This is a genomic window from Curtobacterium sp. ABR8, assembly GCF_057812125.1.
The window spans coordinates 3,091,797-3,108,524 of record NZ_CM173818.1 but is presented as its reverse complement, the minus strand read 5'-3'; the positions used below and the strand labels follow the sequence as shown (position 1 = coordinate 3,108,524).

Genomic DNA, 16,728 nt, shown 5'->3' with positions numbered 1-16,728 from the left:
TCGGACGGGTGACCGCAGCGGTGTCAGGATGGACGCCGCCCGGTGACCCGATCCGCGGAACCGCAGCGACTGCCGCACGGTCGCCACCACCCTTCCCACGAGGAGCCCCACCGTCATGAGACGCCCGAACCGCCTGACGATCACCGCGGCCGTCGCCGCAGCAGCAGCCCTGGTCCTGACCGGCTGCTCGGGCGGCAGCTCCTCGGACGACGCGACGAGCGGCACGGCCAAGGGCGGCACGCTCAACATCCTGACGCCGCAGACCTCGTTCCACCTCGACCCGGCGACGAGCCAGAGCCTGGGCATCACGTCCCTCGGCCTCGTCGCACGGCGTCTGACCACGTGGGACGTCGAGCCGGGCAAGACCGCGAAGGTCGTCCCGGACCTCGCGACGGACACCGGGAAGTCCAGCGACGGCGGCAAGACGTGGACCTACACGCTCAAGGACGGGCTCGAGTTCCAGGACGGAACGCCCATCACCACGAAGGACATCAAGTGGGGGATCGAGCGCTCGTTCGCCCCGACGCTCTCGGGCGGCCTGAGCTACCACAAGTCGCTCCTGGTCGGCGGTGACAGCTACAAGGGCCCGTTCGACGGCAAGTCCCTCGACAGCATCGAGACCCCGGACGACAAGACCATCGTCTTCAAGTTGAACGACGCCTACGGCGACTGGCCGTGGCTCGCCTCGATGCCCGCGTTCACGCCGGTCCCCGAGGGCGACGGCAAGGACACCGGCGCCTACGACCTGAAGCCCGTCGCTTCCGGCCCGTACCAGGTGCAGTCGAACACGCAGGGCACGCAGGTCACCCTCGTGCGCAACAAGGCCTGGAGCGCCAAGACCGACGAGGTCCGCACCGCCGGCCCCTCGAAGATCGTGTTCAAGGAGAGCCAGGACGCCTCCACGATCACGCAGACGCTCATCGCCGACAACGGCGACGCGAAGGACTCCTTCGGCGCCATCTACCTCGGCGCGGCCGAGCTGAACCAGGTGCGCAGCAACCCCGCAGCGCAGGACCGCCTCGCCACGTCCAAGGCCGGTCCGATCTCGTACATGGCGATCAACACCCAGAAGGGCGCGCTGAAGGACCTCAAGGTCCGCCAGGCGCTGCAGTACGCCGTCGACAAGAAGTCGTTCCGGATCGCGGCCGGTGGCGCGATCGCCGGGTCGTACGCGTCGACGCTGATCACCCCGGGCATCGCCGGGCGCGAGGACTACGACCTGTACAAGACGGGCGCCACGGGCGACGTCGACAAGGCGAAGTCGCTGCTGAAGGACGCCGGTGTCAGCAACCTCAAGCTCACCCTGGTGACGCAGAACGACCCGACCTACCTCGCACAGGCGCAGGCGCTGCAGTCCGGCCTGAAGCGTGCCGGCATCACCGTGACGCTGAAGCCGCTCGACTACGACTCCTTCACCCAGGCCACCACGAACGGGACGGACTTCGACCTGTCGCTCTCGAGCTGGCAGCCGGACTTCCCGAGCGCGAACGCCAACCTGCAGCCGCTGTACGACTCGTCGCAGATCGGTGGCGGCGGCTACAACGTGTCGAAGTACAGCAACCCCGAGGTCGACGCGCTGATCAAGAAGGCTAGCGCGACGGTCGACCAGCAGGACGCGCAGAAGCTCTGGGCCGAGGCCGACAAGAAGATCATGGCCGACTCGCCGTCGGTGCCGCTGATCTACGCGAAGCAGTCGTTCCTGGCCGGTTCGAACGTGCAGAACTTCCAGATCGCGGACTTCCCGGCGTACCCGAACTACCTCAAGGTCTCGCTCGCGAAGTGAGTTCGCCGCTGCTCGAGGTCGAGGGGCTCCGCGTCGCGTTCGGCGACGCGGAGCCCGTCGTCCGTGACGTCTCCTTCACCCTGACCCCCGGACGCGTGCTCGCGCTCGTGGGCGAATCCGGCTCCGGCAAGTCCGTCAGCGCCATGAGCGTGCTCGGTCTGCTGCCGCCCGAAGCGCGGGTCTCCGGCAGCGTCCGGTTCCGCGGCGAGGAACTCGTCGGTGCCTCCGACGACACGCTCCGTGCCGTTCGCGGCGCCGGCATCGGCGTCGTGTTCCAGGAACCGATGAACTCGTTCACGCCGGTGCTGTCCATCGGCACGCAGGTCGCCGAAGCGATCCGGGCACACCCGACGGACCTCGACCGTGCGGCGGTGTCCGCGCGCATCGACGAGCTGCTGCGTGCCGCGGGCCTCACCGACCCCGAGCGGATCCGCACGGCGTACCCGCACGAACTGTCCGGCGGACAGCTGCAGCGCGCGATGATCGCGATGGCCCTGGCCGGGGACCCGGTCGCGCTGATCGCCGACGAGCCGACGACCGCGCTGGACGTCACGGTGCAGGCCGGGATCCTCGACCTGCTCCGCCGGCTCGGTCGCGAGCGCTCCCTCGCCGTCCTGCTCATCACGCACGACATGGGCGTGGTGGCGGACGTCGCGGACGAACTCCTGGTGATGCGGCGCGGCGACCCGGTCGAGCACGGGACGGTCGCCGAGGTCTTCGCGCACCCGTCCGCCGACTACACGCGCGAGCTCCTCGCCGCCGTCCCCAGCCTGGAGGCCCGTCCCGCGTCCGCCACGCCGGCTGCGGACCCCGAGAGTCGGCCTGGACGACAGGACGCGGCCCCCGGGACCCGAGCCGTGTCGTCAGACGCGAGTCTCGGACCGGCGGAAGCGAGTCTCGCCGAGGCGAGCCACGCCTCCCGTCCGCTCGTCGCGCGCCTGCGCGACGTCGCCGTGCGGTACTCGCGCCGCGGCGGACCGACCGTCTCGGGCATCGACCTGGACCTGCGGGCCGGCGAGACCGTCGGCCTGGTGGGGGAGTCCGGGTCGGGCAAGTCGACCATCGGACGCGCCCTGGCGGGGCTGGTGCCCGTCGTCGCCGGCTCGGTCGAGGTCGACGGCAGCGACCTGCGGACCGCCAGGGGCCGACGGCTCCGCGAGCTCCGCAGCCGCGTCGGCATCGTCTTCCAGGACCCGGCGTCGTCGCTCAACCCGCGCCAGACCATCGGCTGGAGCATCGCCGAACCGCTCCTCGTGCACGGGACGGCTTCGGCTGCCGACCGTGCGGAACGCGTCCGTGACCTGCTGACCGCCGTGCAGCTCGACCCCTCGTGGGCCGAGCGGTTCCCGCACCAGCTCTCCGGCGGACAGCGCCAGCGGGTCGCCGTCGCGCGGGCCCTGGCGCTCCGTCCGGCGCTCGTCATCGCCGACGAGCCCACCTCGGCACTCGACGTGACCGTGCAGGCGGCCGTGCTCGACCTGCTCGCACAGCTGCAGGACGAGTTCGGGTTCGGCATGCTCCTCATCAGCCACGACCTGGCCGTCGTCCGACAGCTCGCCGACGAAGTCGTCGTCCTGCACGACGGTCGCGTGGTCGAGCGGGGGACCACGGACGCCGTCCTCGACGACCCGCAGCAGGACTACACGCGGATGCTGCTCGCAGCGGCGCCCGTCGCCGATCCCGTGCGACAGGCGGCGCGCCGCGAAGCGTGGCGCGCCTGGGAAGGAGTGGCCTCGTGACCGCCAACGTCGTCGAGCGCCCCGTGGCGTCGTCCGCACGCGCGACCGGCTTCCGCGCCGTGGTGCGCCGGGTCCGGCAAGACCGCTGGGCCGTGACGTCGGCCGTCGTCATCGTGGTGTTCCTCCTGGTCGCCGTCGCGGCGCCGCTCATCAGTGCCGTCACCGGGCAGGACCCGTACGGGTACGACATCGACGCGCTCAACTCGTTCGGCGCGCCCAAGGGCTTCGGCGGCGGGATCAGCGGCGAGCACTGGTTCGGCGTCGAGCCGCTGACCGGACGCGACCTGTTCGCGATCGTGACCTACGGCGCCCGGACGTCGCTCGGCATCGGGCTCGCCGCGACCCTGGTGTCGATCGTGATCGGCGTGCTCGTCGGCGTCACCACCGGCTTCTTCGGCGGCTGGTACGACCGCGTGCTCTCCCGCGTGGTCGACGTCATCTTCGGCTTCCCGTCGCTCGTCTTCATGATCGCCCTGACCGCGATCGTGCCGACGTCGTTCCCGAAGCCCGTCCTGGTCGTGCTGGTCATCGGCTTCTTCGGCTGGCCGTCCGTGGCCCGCGTGGTCCGCGGTCAGACGCTGTCGCTCGTGAGCCGGAACTACGTCGTCGCCTCCACGGCGATGGGCGCCGGCCGGTGGCACGTCATCCGCACGCAGCTGCTGCCGAACCTGGCGGCGACGATCACCGTCTACGCGACGATCTCGATCCCGTCGATGATCGGCGCCGAGGCCGCCCTGTCGTTCCTGGCCGTCGGTGTGACCCCGCCGACGCCGTCGTGGGGCCGCAGCATCGGCGACGCCGTCGGCTGGGTGCAGACCGACCCCATGTACCTCGTGTTCCCCGGAGTGGCCCTGTTCCTCATCACCCTCGCGTTCAACGTGCTCGGCGACGCCCTGCGGGACGCACTCGACCCGAGGGGAGCACGCCGATGAGCACCTTCCGCTTCATCGCGATCCGCATCCTGGGTGCTGCCGTCGTGCTGCTCGTCGTCGCGGCGATCACCTACGCGCTGTTCATGCTGCTGCCGACGAACCCCGCGCGCGCGATCTGCGACAAGCCCTGCACGCCGGACCGGCTCCGCGAGGTCCAGGCGTTCCTGGGGACGGACAAGCCCTGGCTGGCGCAGTTCGGCGCGTACCTGGCGGGGATCTTCACCGGCCGCACGTTCGGCAGCGGAGCGTCCGTGATCACCTGCGCCGCACCGTGCTTCGGGTACTCGTTCCAGCTGCACGAGAGCGTCACCGAACTGATCCTGTCCCGCCTGCCCGTCACCGCGTCGATCGCCGTCGGTGCCGCCGTGCTCTGGCTCGTCGCCGGGGTGTTCGGTGGCACGGTCTCGGCGCTCCGCCGTGGCACCTTCGTCGACCGGGCCGTGATGACCGTCGCCGTCGCCGGGGTCTCGTCGCCCGCGTACCTGATCGGGTTGCTCGGCATCCTGCTGTTCGGGTTCGTGCTCGGGATCCTGCCGACGAGCGGGTACGTCGCGTTCGCCGACGACCCCGTCGGCTGGTTCACGCACCTGATCCTGCCGTGGTGCGTGCTCGCGTTCATCAGCGCCGCGATCTACGCCCGACTGACCCGTGGCGAGATGCTCGAGTCGATGTCGCAGGATTTCGTACGGACCGCTCGGGCCAAGGGCCTGCGGGAGCGCCAGGTCGTCGTGCGGCACGGACTCCGCACCGCGATCCTGCCGGTGGTGACGCTGTTCGGGCTCGACCTCGGGTCGCTGCTCGGCGGTGCGGTCATCACCGAGAAGGTGTTCTCGATGCAGGGCCTGGGCGCGCTGCTCATCGATGCCGTGCACACGCTCGACCTGCAGGTCGTCGTCGGCTTCACGCTGTTCTCGGCGCTGTTGATCGTCACCGCGAACGTGATCGTCGACGTGGTCTACGCGTTCGTCGACCCGCGGGTGCGGCGCCGGGCGTAGCTCAGGCGGCGTCCCACCAGCGCAGCACGCGGGTGCCGTACAGCGTGAGCCACTTCGACGGCTCGCCCTCGGGCACGTCGACCTCGAACCACTGCCGACCCGGCGGCCGAGCACCCTGCGTCCACGTCCCGTCGGCGTTCCCGGCGGCGCGGACGACCTCGACCGCCTCGGCTGCCCGGGGATCCGGCGCGGTGCCGTCCTGCAGCGCGGCAGCCCGCAGGTGGTCGGTCACCCGCAGCGCCGAGTAGATCCAGCGCAGCGGGTACGCGAACCGGGTCGCCCACGGCCCGACGAGTTCGCCGTCGTGCTTCCGGAACAGCAGTCGACGCTCGAGCAGGTACTCGGCGCCGCGGTGTCGAGCCGCACGGAGCTCCGCCGCGCGGGGGTGGGTGCCGCGGGTCAGCTGCTCGTGCTGCAGCAGCCCGTCGATGACGTTGAGGGTCGAGTGGAACGACGACACGGTCGACCCCTCGATCCACTCGCAGTTCCACCCGCCGTCGTCGAGCTGGTGATCGAGGAACCACGCCGCCAGCTGACCGACGTCGGCACCGAGCCATGCACCGTTCGCCAGGGTGAACGCGTTGATGCAGCAGTCGACCTCGCCGCTCCAGTAGGGCAGGTCCTCGTACTCCCAACGGCTGTTCGTCGCGAGGCGTGCAGCCGTGTCCCCGAGGACCGCCGGATCGAGCCCCCAGTCGCGCAGGGCGTTCAGCGACCAGGTCGTCGCCGTGTAGGGCTGTCCGGGCTCGTCCGCCTCGGGACCGTCGAAGTCGAAGTCCGCCGGGAAGTACGCGCCACCGGCCCACTGCCCGTCGGAGTCTTGGTGCGCGAGCATCGCCGCCCCGAGGCCCTCGGTCGCGACTCGCCCCCGGGTCTGCTGCCACACGGACGGCGGCGCACCGACCAGGTCCCGCTCGACCTGCCACCGGACCGCCGGGTCCGAGTCGAGCAGCCACTCGACCACCGCGTCGTCGCTCATGGCGCGGAGGCTACGCCGTGCGGAAGCCCGCCGCCACGTACCGGTAGGACGAGCCGTCGTCGGTCCGATCGACCACACCGAGGTCGACGGCGTCACGTCGGACGATCGCGACGTCCTCGCAGAACATCGCGATGGCGGCGTTCAGCACCGCCTCGCTGACGGGGCGTGACGATCCGAGTCGCTCGAACACCAACTCGACGATGCGCGTCGACAGCGGGAGCCGCTCGTCGTCCTTCACGGGCATCCGGTGGATCCGGTCGAACTCCAGGAGCGCGGCCGGCGCCTGCAGACGCTGCAGATCCTGCGCTGTACGGCCGAGCAGCGCCACATCGGGTCCGTCCACATCCAGCCAGTCGAACGCGCTGACCGCGGACATGGTCCGCTCGTCGAGCTGAACGCGATCGACGAGCGCTGGGCGCAGTGTCCGGCTCGCCACCGCCGACACCACCTGCCGTGCGCGTGCCAGCGGCTCCGTGGCCCTGCTCAACCTTCCGCCGCCAGCCGATCGGGGTGCCACTTCGCCCACTTCTCACGAACAGCGGCATCGAGCGGGACGTCGAAGTGCCGCGCGATGAGCAGGACCTGCGCGAGGACGTCCGCGATCTCGTCCCGGAAACCCTGCTCGATCTCGTCGTCCGTGCGGCCCTTGCGCCGAGCCTGACCCGAGCGCGCGAGGAACGCCTGCGTGAGTTCACCCACCTCTTCGCCGAGCTTCAGGACGAACCACTCGTCGGTGCGGTCGATGCCGTGCCGCTCGGCGTAGAACGCGGAGACGGCCTCGACCTCGTCGCTCAGGTCCTGGACGTCCATCAGAAGTACGTGATGCCGTGCGGGGTCCGGGGCGGGAGCAGCATCGCGCGCAGCAGCTCGACCGACGCAGGATCCGCAGCGCGGACCAGGCCGGCGGCCGCCAGGGTGACGGGCGAGACCGACCCGATGAGCAGCGCACCGAGCTCTGCCACGTCGAGCTGGACGTCGGAACCGGCCGCGTCGGCGTCGTCGGCGATGCGCGTGACGCTGCCACGGGCCTCCTGGACGTCCAGCCGGTACGTGCCGGTCGTGTGGCCGAGCGCATCGGTGACCGCGAGTGTCAGCGAGCCGTCGACGGCGAACGGCCGCGACTCGAGCACCGCGGCCACGTCGAGGACGCGCAGCCAGACGTGGTCCTCCTCGTGGTCGACGTCGTAGGCGCGGTTGTCGCCGAGGGCCGCGACGATCGGGTCGTCGAGCCGCGAGCGGTTGTACTTCACGACGTCGTTCAGGTCGATCGACAGCAGGAACTCCCACAGCGCCGTGTACGCCTGGTCGTTCGCGTAGACCAGGTCGACGATCTCGAGTGCGGTGTCGGAACCCCGGTCCTCCTTGACACGCCAGGTGACGTAGCCGTCGACCTCGTCGGAGCCGTCGGCACGGTGCACCGCCGCACGGACGTCCTTCGCCTTCTGGCCGTCGTTGCCGAGCAGCCCGAAGACGATCGGCCAGGTGCCGGCGTTGCGGACCATCGAGCCGGGCGTGCGGGTGTGGAAGCGCTCGAAGACCGCCTTGCCGGGACCGTCGGCGAGCCACTGCGGCGTGACGACGGACACCGCGCCCGACGTCGGGGCGAGGAGGGGGAGCGCGCGTTCGCGACGCACGCGCACCGCGCGCTCGCGGATCGCGCTGCCGAAGCCGAAGCGGCGGTAGATCGTGCCCTCGGACGCGGTCAGGGACGCCACGGCGTAGCCCTCGGCGACACCGCGCTCGAGCGCGTGCGTCATCATGCGGCGCAGGATGCCGCGGCGACGCTCGGTGGGTCGGACCGTGACCGCGGAGATGGCCTGCGTGTCGACGGACGACCCGTCGCCCCAGCTCAGCGCCTTGCGGAACCACGTGAAGGTGCCTGCGGGCCAGGTCTCGTCGACGGAACCGGGGAAGGGCTTCCGGACGTAGACGCCCAGGAAGGTCTCTTCGTCGGCGATGAAGTGGGACGCCATGCGCGCTGCACCCTCGGCGTCGGGATCGGCTTCGTGGAAGCCGAGGCCGACGGCCTGCATCCACGCAGCCGTCTCGGCGTTCGGCGCCCCCTCGTCATCCGTCCCGGGCGCGAACTCGCGCAGCTCGTAGCGGTCGTCGAATGCCTCGTTGCTCACGCTCACGACCCTATCGGGACCGGGTGACGTCACGGCGTGGTGCGACGAGCCTCCTGCGCGACGACCTCGTCGAGGTCTGCCAGCGACCGCATCTGCTGCAGCGGACGGGCCATCCGGTGGTTGTCGCGGAGCGCCGGTTCGACGCGCGACAGGAACGCCCAGTACCCGGCCGTGAACGGGCACGCGTCGTCGCCGACCCGCTTCGTCGGGTCGAAGCGGCAGCCCCCGCAGTGGTCCGACATCCGGTCGATGTAGCGGCCGCCCGACGTGTACGGCTTGGTGGCGACCATCCCGCCGTCGGCGTGCTGGGACATGCCGATGATGTTCGCGGGCATCACCCAGTCGGTGCCGTCGACGAACACGTCCGTGAACCACTCCGTCAGGTGCACCGGATCGTAGCCGCGTTGCAACGCCCAGTTGCCGAGCACCATGAGGCGCTGGATGTGGTGCAGCCAGCCGTGGTCGTGCAGGCCCTCGATCGCGGTCCGCACGCAGACTGCCTCGACCTCGGACGCGTCGAGGTCCTGCCACCAGCCGGGCAGCCGTCCGTGCGCGCCGAGGGCGTTCTCCGATGCGCCGTAGTCGTCGCCGAACCACCAGTAGAGGTGCCAGACGTAGTCGCGCCAGCCAGCGACCTGGCGGACGAAGCCCTCGACGCTGGCGAGCGGGGCGGCCTCGGTGCGGTGTGCTTCGAGGGCGGCGTCGATCGCCTGGCGTGGATCGAGCACGCCGAGGTTCATCGGCACGCTGAGGAGCGAGTGCGCCATCGTCCAGTCGTTCGTCAACGTGGCGTCCTCGAACGGACCGAAGTCGCCGAGGCGCACCGCGACGAAGTCGTCGAGCGCACGCTGGGCCTCGTCCGCCGTCACCGCGAAGCGACGGGTGTCGTCGCGGCCGACGAACCGCGCCGTGCCGTCCCGCTCCCACCGGTCCAGGTCGTGCCGGACCTGCTCGTCGATGTCGTCCTCGTCGGGCCACCACGGCTCGGGCAGCCCGAGGGTCGTCGCACCCTTCGGCGGCGGCTCGCGGTTCTGGTCGTCGAGGCTGAACTTCCCGCCGATCGGCTTGCCGTCGCGCAGCAGCCAGCCCTCGCGGCGCCGGACACGCTCGTAGTGGTCCTCCATGCGGAACCGACCCGTGCCCTGGGCCGCCCACTCCGCGAACTCGTCCTCGTCGGTGACGAACCCGCGGCTCGGCAGGATCACGGTGTCCCGGCCCCAGTGCCGGACCTGCGCGCGGAGGGTGCGGGACGGCGGGTCGATCACCTCGAGGTCGTCGCGGCCCGTCAGTGCTTCGCGGAGGGTGTCGACCTGGACGTGCTCGGCACGGTCACCGAGTTCGCGGACGCGGTGGCGCAGGGCGCTCAGCCAGAGGTGGGCCTTCGCCCGGTGGACGGGGCGGGCGGTGAAGAACTCGCGTGCCTCGACGACGAGGGCCGGGCCGCCGTCGTCGAACACAGGACCGTACTGGCCGGGCAGGACCAGGCGACGGCGTTCGGTGGGCATGGGTGGACCGTACCCAGTGGGCGCGGTGGGGTTGTCAGTCAGGGACGCTTGAAGCGCTCGGTCACGGGCGCTCGTCGACGAGGGCGATGAACCGGCTGCCGATGCCCTCGACCTCTCGTCGGGTGAGCCCGCCGGTCGGTTCCGGTGCCTGGTACGGCTCGTGGTAGTCGCACATCAGGTAGTCCCACTCGGGCCACCACTTCTTCGGCCGCGCTTCTTCGGCGAACGCGCAGACGACGCACTCGAGGCGGACCCAGACCTTCTTGGCACCCGTGCGGTTGGCTCGCGACTGCACGAGCCACGCGGGCGGATCCTGTTCGATCGCGTCGAGTTCGGCTTCGCTGAGACGCGAGGGGATTCCGTGGTGGGTCGCCATCTCGAGGGTGATGTCGAGTCGAACGGCGGCGTCGCGTCGGGAGAGCATCCGACCAGATTAGGTTCTGTCGGGGGCTCAGTGCTCGTCGGACCGCGCAGTGCTCGTCGGATCGCTCAGTGCCCGTCGGACCGCTCAGTGCCCGTCGGACCGCGCAGCGCCCGTTGGATCGCTCAGTGGCCGTCGAGGGCGTGGCATCCGCCGTCGAGGACCCACCCTGCGGTCGTGACCTCGGCCGTGCCGTCCCGCTGGACCTCGCCGATCAGGCAACCGGACATCTCGACCTGCGCCTCGAACAGCACCGTCCCACCGGTCTGCGTCGTCACGATCCAGCGGTCCGGTGCCCCGACGCCGTCGAGGATCTCCTCGACCGCCGGCTGCAGGACCGGAGTCGGCCGTGCGGCGAGCTCCCGCTCCACCTGAGCCCGTGCGACGTCGAGCGCTGCCGCCGACTCCGCGGTCAGCTCGGTGCGGTCATGGTGCCGCTTGTTGAGCCCGTACTGCGGCGGGCTGTCGCCGCCCGGGCCGGCGCCGTCCCCGGACGCAGCGTACGTTCCCGCGGCGCCCGTCGGCTCTCCGGTCGCGGTGCCAGCCTGTGCGCTGCTCGTCGACGGGCCGCTCGAGGCCGTGCTGCTCTCGGCGGCGCAGCCCGTCAGCAGGATCAGCGCGAGCAGCGCTCCGGTCACCGATGCGGTCGTTCTGTGGTCCCCCATGAGCGGCATCCTGACAGAGCGCGGGGGAGAGCACGGGGCTCGTCACCGGATCGTGATGCAGGGTGTGGCTGTCGCGTCCTTCCGAACTCCAACCAGGTCAGGTGGGTCTGGTCGGCATCGAGGGCCCGACCGTCGCGGCTCGTCCCGAGTGGGCCGCGGTCGGCCTCCTGCAGAACGACGCGGGGCACAGGCCGGTGCGATGCGCTGATGCGGCGGTGGCCAGATGGCGGGCGAATGCGACCCGTTCGACAGGCGGCTTGTTCTGTAGCGATCGAGGCACCTTCGTCGGGCATTCTTGCGGGACAGGCGTACGGGGATCCGCCGATCAGCGCGGACATGGCAGCCCATCGGTCGCATTGCGATGGTCAGGCTGGAGCGGTGAGCGACCGGCTACCGGACGCTCTGCATGACGCTGCGTTCTTCGGTTGCCGTGAGCCCAGAACGGCGGGATCGGTCCAGTCCCCGTGATCGTTCGTCCTCGAGGACGTCAGCAACGGTCGATTCGAGCGGTCGAACGCGTCCACCCATCTGCTGGAAGGCCAGCGCTGAACGCTGGGCGAGGGCCGCGTCGGACAGTGGCAACCACAGCGGCAGTGATCGGGGTCCCGCCCAGTGCCGAACGTCGTGCGCGAGCAGCACCTCGTCCTCAACCTGCTCGAAGGAGCCGTCGAAGTGGGCGACCGCCGAGACGCGGGCAAAGAACGTACTCATCGGGAGGACATCCCCGACAGCATTGGCGACCCCGACGTGGCGGTCCCGTGCTGCCCGGCTGAGCCATGCCGAGAGGTCGGCGACGTCGATCACCTGAACGAACCGACCGGCCGTCGTCGGAACGAGCACCGGACCGCTCCTGCTCAACCGCGCGGGCCAGTACCCGAACCGGTCGCTCGGATCGCCGGGGCCGACGATGAGGCCAGGCCGGGCAACGAGCAGCCGGGAGCCCAGCCGGGCGGTGCTGCTGTGCTCGGCCGCAACCTTGGCGTCCGCGTACTCCGGGAGGTTCCTCGGTTCCACCAGCGTTGCCGACTCGTCTGCTCCCGGCTCATCGTTCCGGGCGTACACGGACACGGTCGACACGAGGGTCCAGTGCGCCGCAGTGTCAGCAAGTTCGGCGAGGGCTGGCTCGACGAGCTCTGGCTCACTGGACAGCTCGATCACTTCATCCCAGTCGCCCCGCACCAGCTTGTACGCATCGTCTGCTCGCCGGTCCGCGCGCACGAGCCGTGCACCGTCCGGCACGGCTCCGGACTCACCTCGAGCAAGGCACGTGGCCTCGACTCCCTCCGCGACGAGATTGCGCACGATCGCTTGCCCCAGCCAGCCAGTCCCACCCAAGACAAGTGTCTTCATGACCCCAGCTAATCGAAATGGCCGCGCTCACCGGGTGCAGGTCCGCTCACAGCGCACCGGATTCGCCGCTGCGACGGACCGTCACGGCATGGCTCTCGCGTCATGCGCCTGGCTGAGACGTCCGGTAGCCGATCGGCTATCGGACGATCAGCTACCCCGCTTGCGTCCGTGTGGGGTTAGGTCACCCCTTAGCGTCGTCCCATGGATCAAGACGCGCTGACAGTCGAAACGGCCACCGCCGCCGATGTGCCTGCCGCTCAGGCGCTCATCGAGGGTGCGAGGCAGTGGCTTCGATCGCGGGGGATCGATCAGTGGCAGGATCCGGTGCCGGACGCCGTTCTGGTTCGCGACGCAGAGCAGGGCAGTCTCTTCCTCGTACGTCAGGACGAGGTGGTCGTGGCCATGGTCACGGTGGCCGACTCGGATTCCGAGACGTGGGACGTGGCGAGCAGTCCCGCTGTGTACGTGCATCGGTTGGCCGTCGCTCAGACGCATCGTGGCAGTCGGCTCGGGCAACGACTGCTGGCGTGGGTGGAGCAAAGGGCTGCCGACCGCGGGGCGGCCTTCGTGCGACTTGATTGCGCGACGGACAACCCCGGGCTACGGAGCTTCTACGAGCGGCAAGGGTTTCGGCACGTTAGCGACGTCATGGTCACTGCCCTCGACGGTGGGCGGCAACTGGCTTCCAGCCTCTACGAGCGCGAGCTGGTCCGGTAGCCGATCGTCCAACGTGACATCGCCGGCCCGTGACGTTCGACGCCGCGCTCGTATCGTTGGCCGATGGATCTCGATCACGTTTGGCCCTTGTTTGGGCTGCGCCTCATGACTCCTCGGCTGGAACTGCGACCCTTGCGCGACGAGGATCTTCCTGGGCTCGTCGAGGTGGCCCTGTCCGGCGTCCACGATCCCGCTCGAATGCCGTTCGGTGTCCCATGGACGGACGCAGAACCGACAACGTTGACTCGTTCTCTGGCGCAGTACCACTGGAAGCTCCGGTCCGGCGTGAGCCGTGACTCGTGGGGTGTGAGCTTCACCGTGCTTCACCAGGGGACACCGGTCGGGGTCCAGGAGCTGCACGCTCGCCGCTTCGCCGCCCGCAAGACCGTCGAGAGCGGCTCATGGCTTGCCCTCGGACATCAGGGCCACGGGCTCGGAACCGAGATGCGGGCGGCGCTGCTGCTGTTCTCGTTCGACCATTTGGGAGCTGAGTGGGCGGAGTCGAGCGCAGTCGCTTGGAACGAGCCATCCCTTCGGGTGTCCGCGAAGCTCGGTTACGAGCTCAACGGTGTCACTCGTGCCCAGACCCGCGCCGATGAGGTCGTTGACGAGGTCAGGGTGCGCTTGAGGCGGGAGGGCTTCGCTCGGCCGAGTTGGAGCCTGATCACTGAAGGGGTCGAAGCAGCGACCGAGTTCTTGTTGTAGTCGAACAGGCGAGCGCTCGGCGGTCCGGTAGCCGATCGTCTACCGGACGTCGGTGTCCTCTGGCGCATCTCTGCGACGGCGGATAGCGCGGAGAACCGCTCTCCAGCTGGCGAGGTACACCACGAGGCCGATTGCTATGGCGATCGTTTGCGGGGCGCCGACGAGCACGAGTACCACCGCTGCGAGGAGCGCTCCCAGAAGAGCGCCGACGAGAAGTAGGGTCTGGAAGTTGCGCAGCCGCTGCTCAGCTCTGGTCGCTCGCATGTTTCGAATCTAACGAAAGCGTACGTCAGCCAATCCCTTACCGGGCGCCTCCATCGTTCAGGAGAGAGGGCTGAGCGCAACGCAGCCGGTTCCAGCGTCGACGCGCAAGACCGCTAGGTCGGTTCGACGTCCCTCGGCTCGTACGATGACGTCCTTGCCCACCGCTGAACTCACCAGCCGAAACAAGCGAACAAGCTCGTGACGGCCTCGACGTCGATCATCTCCCGAAGGTCGAAGTCGAACTCGATGGGGGCTCCCAGGCGAAGAAGAAATTGACCTGGACGCCGTCAGTCGGCCAAACGGAATGGCTTTCTCCTTCGTCACCTCCGCGGCGCTCGTCAACGCGGATCCAAGGCGCTCTCCTGAGGGCGTCGCGCAGCGTGGTCCATGTCAGCCTCGAGGGACCCGAGTACTTCAGCATCAGGAAGCATCAGCGGCACCAGACCATCAGCTTCACCGAACGCCTGCCGGAGAGCCGCTGCCGTGATCTCACCATCCACAGCTTGAACCTCTCAGCTCAGCCCGCTGGGCGCGACGTCCCTTGAAGGATCCGCCATCGAACGTCCCCCACACCTAGTATCCGGTGCACAGTGGGGTCATGAGCGACGAAGAACGCCGGGCTGACCGGTTGGCGGCAATCATCGGCGGTGTGGCCGCCTTCGTCGCCCTCATCGTGGTGATCGCGTGGGCTCTCGCGACCCAGTCCTCCGCCATCGCGACCTGACCAGGCCAGACCCGCGTGGTTTTGCCCGGTACAGGATCGGCCACCGAACAGCTACGCCTCACTGCCATCACGTCGACCTGGTTGGGTGAAGTCCATGTGGATTCCCGGACTCATCGCTGGGCCGGCGATCATTGCGGTAGCGGTGACTGCGTTCGTGCGTCCGGCGCCGATCGCGCAGTACTTCGTCGACGCCCAGCAGGGGAGCCGCGGTCCGCAGAGTGCGATGACCCCGGGACTCGTCCGTGTGCTCGCTGTAGGGCTGGCAATGATCGGCATCGTCTGGACACTCCTGTCCATCTTCGGTCACCCCGAGTGACCGGCGAGTGGAAGGCGCGACCAAACGGAGTCCGGTAGCCGATCGGCTGCCGGAGTTGTCGATTCGACCGCGGCGACGGAGCGGCCGATACGCTCCGACCATGAGCATCATGACTTCGTGGCCTGTGCGACGGTGAGCATCGAGTCTTTCGACGTTGAGCCGATCGACCATCGCACGGTGGTTCGATGGCTGCTCGGTCTGTTGGCTGCCTTCACTGGTGCTCTTGCGATCATCGGGTGGCCGCTACCGGCGGCCCCGGGGAGATACGTGCGGGCCGACGCGTGGGAGCGCACGACCGCCTTGATTGAAGCATGGTGGTCCCACGACGGTTGGCGAATGTCTGGGGCGTCATGGTTCTGGGGTGGGGTCGCGATAGGCGCGACAACTGGTGTGATCATGATCGGTGCCGCAAAGGAGCGACCATGGCGCAGAACATGGCTCCTGACCGTGTTACCGGGGGGCGTCATCGCAGCGCTGGGCCCGTTGGTTCAGGTCCTGTTGGGAATCCGGTGGTCGAACTACTCAAAGAACCACGACAGCCGGTCCACGATCATCGTGTACGCGATCGGTTTGGCCGTAGCAGTAGGTCTTCCGTTTCTGCGCGATTGGGTGGTGCGTGGCCGCGAGAAGAGCGACGGCGACGGCGCTCTTCGACGTTGATGCACCGAAACCCCCGGCTCAAGACGAGTCGCCTGGGCGAATCGTTGTTGTCGGACGACGGACGCAAGTCGACCCGCCCGTCCTCTAGCTCTCGTCGCGGGTGCGTCCGCTAGCCGATCGGCTATCGAGCCGCGAGTCTGAGGACGGTGGTATCCCGGGTCATCGATACCACTCCTCGTCGATCGTGGCGAGCTTCGACGGCCGCAGCTCGTCGGTCAGGCCGTAGAAGCGCTGGAAGGCCATGATGAGCGGCCGCCACCGGTCGGGGTCGATGCGGTTCGTCGTCCCCGCCGCACGGATGTCCTCGTGCACGTGGACGCGGGAGACCGCGGCTTCGAACAGGAAGGTCGCGCCGTCGTCCGACTCCTCGCCCGTGAGGGTGTGCGCGTTGACGACACGCGCCTCGAGGTTCACGGGGCACTCGTCGATCCGCTCGGCACTGACGGTTTCCCCGGGGCGTCCGTGCAGTCCGGCTGCGGTGAGCTTGTCCGGGACGTGGCGGTAACCGACCCGTTCCTTGCCGTCCGGCACGGGGTCGCGTCCGGTCGTGAGCGCGAGGGCGTCCACCGCGGAGACCAGCCGGGCCGAGGGCAGGTTGATGACGCACTCGCCGGTGGACAACAGGTTCTTGGCGGTCTGGGACCGGCCGCCCATGCCGAGCACGGCGGTGTGTCCGAGCCAGAACACCGACGACATCGGGGCGGTGTTCGTCACGCCGTCCGCGTCGATGGTGCTCAGGAGGACGACGGGCGTGCCGAAGTAGAGGATCGCGGGATCGATGCGGGTGTGCTGCACGGACTGCTCTCTGTCGAAGCCCGCGTCGGTCGCGAGCACCGCTGAGTCT

General features: G+C 69.4%; 18 protein-coding genes. 9 read left to right on the top strand and 9 right to left on the bottom strand.

Annotated elements, in window-relative coordinates; genetic code table 11:
- Window positions 1-115: 115 nt before the first annotated feature.
- The 4 genes from ACXKZB_RS14800 to ACXKZB_RS14785 are packed head-to-tail and all read left to right on the top strand — an operon-like array spanning window position 116 to window position 5,449.
- A complete protein-coding gene (locus ACXKZB_RS14800; protein WP_488823639.1) occupies window positions 116-1,783 on the top strand; it encodes an ABC transporter substrate-binding protein in 1,668 nt (555 codons plus the stop codon).
- Complete coding sequence (locus ACXKZB_RS14795) at window positions 1,780-3,522, top strand: dipeptide ABC transporter ATP-binding protein (RefSeq protein ID WP_488823638.1); 1,743 nt, start codon at window positions 1,780-1,782, stop codon at window positions 3,520-3,522. Before ACXKZB_RS14800 ends, ACXKZB_RS14795 begins: the two co-directional genes overlap by 4 nt.
- Window positions 3,519-4,454 (top strand): ABC transporter permease, encoded by a 936-nt coding sequence (locus ACXKZB_RS14790; RefSeq protein ID WP_488823637.1) that lies wholly within the window; start codon window positions 3,519-3,521, stop codon window positions 4,452-4,454. Before ACXKZB_RS14795 ends, ACXKZB_RS14790 begins: the two co-directional genes overlap by 4 nt.
- Window positions 4,451-5,449, top strand: a complete 999-nt coding sequence (locus ACXKZB_RS14785; protein WP_123314050.1) for an ABC transporter permease — start codon at window positions 4,451-4,453, stop codon at window positions 5,447-5,449. The genes ACXKZB_RS14790 and ACXKZB_RS14785 overlap by 4 nt, the downstream gene beginning before the upstream one ends.
- 1 nt (window position 5,450) lies before the next feature.
- Here ACXKZB_RS14785 and ACXKZB_RS14780 read toward each other — a convergent pair whose 3' ends face one another.
- From ACXKZB_RS14780 to ACXKZB_RS14745, 8 genes are all read right to left on the bottom strand, one after another.
- A complete protein-coding gene (locus ACXKZB_RS14780; protein ID WP_488823636.1) occupies window positions 5,451-6,428 on the bottom strand; it encodes a squalene cyclase in 978 nt (325 codons plus the stop codon).
- 10 nt (window positions 6,429-6,438) lie between these two features.
- On the bottom strand, window positions 6,439-6,804 hold the full coding sequence (locus ACXKZB_RS14775; RefSeq protein ID WP_222658318.1) for a DUF2087 domain-containing protein: 366 nt from the start codon (window positions 6,802-6,804) through the stop codon (window positions 6,439-6,441).
- Between the two features lie 107 nt (window positions 6,805-6,911).
- A complete protein-coding gene (locus ACXKZB_RS14770) occupies window positions 6,912-7,238 on the bottom strand; it encodes a nucleoside triphosphate pyrophosphohydrolase family protein (protein WP_131845820.1) in 327 nt (108 codons plus the stop codon).
- A complete protein-coding gene (locus tag ACXKZB_RS14765) occupies window positions 7,238-8,557 on the bottom strand; it encodes a GNAT family N-acetyltransferase (protein ID WP_488823635.1) in 1,320 nt (439 codons plus the stop codon). Before ACXKZB_RS14765 ends, ACXKZB_RS14770 begins: the two co-directional genes overlap by 1 nt.
- A gap of 29 nt (window positions 8,558-8,586) precedes the next feature.
- Window positions 8,587-10,062, bottom strand: a complete 1,476-nt coding sequence (locus tag ACXKZB_RS14760; RefSeq protein ID WP_488823634.1) for a cryptochrome/photolyase family protein — start codon at window positions 10,060-10,062, stop codon at window positions 8,587-8,589.
- A 61-nt stretch (window positions 10,063-10,123) separates the two neighbouring features.
- Complete coding sequence (locus tag ACXKZB_RS14755; RefSeq protein WP_488823633.1) at window positions 10,124-10,486, bottom strand: hypothetical protein; 363 nt, start codon at window positions 10,484-10,486, stop codon at window positions 10,124-10,126.
- Between the two features lie 122 nt (window positions 10,487-10,608).
- Window positions 10,609-11,148, bottom strand: a complete 540-nt coding sequence (locus ACXKZB_RS14750) for a hypothetical protein (protein ID WP_488823632.1) — start codon at window positions 11,146-11,148, stop codon at window positions 10,609-10,611.
- A gap of 390 nt (window positions 11,149-11,538) precedes the next feature.
- On the bottom strand, window positions 11,539-12,498 hold the full coding sequence (locus ACXKZB_RS14745; protein WP_488823631.1) for an NAD-dependent epimerase/dehydratase family protein: 960 nt from the start codon (window positions 12,496-12,498) through the stop codon (window positions 11,539-11,541).
- 201 nt (window positions 12,499-12,699) lie between these two features.
- Between ACXKZB_RS14745 and ACXKZB_RS14740 the strand changes: the two genes are divergently transcribed.
- The 5 genes from ACXKZB_RS14740 (at window position 12,700) to ACXKZB_RS14720 (ending at window position 15,884) form a co-directional block, all read left to right on the top strand.
- Window positions 12,700-13,215, top strand: a complete 516-nt coding sequence (locus tag ACXKZB_RS14740) for a GNAT family N-acetyltransferase (protein WP_488823630.1) — start codon at window positions 12,700-12,702, stop codon at window positions 13,213-13,215.
- A 63-nt stretch (window positions 13,216-13,278) separates the two neighbouring features.
- Window positions 13,279-13,920, top strand: coding sequence for a GNAT family N-acetyltransferase (locus ACXKZB_RS14735; protein WP_488823629.1), 642 nt, complete (start codon window positions 13,279-13,281; stop codon window positions 13,918-13,920).
- Window positions 13,921-14,782: 862 nt separating this feature from the next.
- A complete protein-coding gene (locus ACXKZB_RS14730) occupies window positions 14,783-14,908 on the top strand; it encodes a hypothetical protein (protein WP_463321891.1) in 126 nt (41 codons plus the stop codon).
- A 94-nt stretch (window positions 14,909-15,002) separates the two neighbouring features.
- The gene (locus tag ACXKZB_RS14725; protein WP_488823628.1) at window positions 15,003-15,224 is read left to right on the top strand and encodes a hypothetical protein; all 222 of its coding nucleotides are present in this window, start codon (window positions 15,003-15,005) and stop codon (window positions 15,222-15,224) included.
- Window positions 15,225-15,356: 132 nt separating this feature from the next.
- Entirely contained in the window at window positions 15,357-15,884 is a 528-nt protein-coding gene (locus ACXKZB_RS14720; protein ID WP_488823627.1) for a hypothetical protein, read from the top strand.
- A gap of 159 nt (window positions 15,885-16,043) precedes the next feature.
- On the opposite strand, the gene ACXKZB_RS14715 is transcribed toward ACXKZB_RS14720, so the two are convergent.
- Complete coding sequence (locus ACXKZB_RS14715; protein WP_488823626.1) at window positions 16,044-16,718, bottom strand: flavin reductase family protein; 675 nt, start codon at window positions 16,716-16,718, stop codon at window positions 16,044-16,046.
- Between the last annotated feature and the right edge of the window lie 10 nt (window positions 16,719-16,728).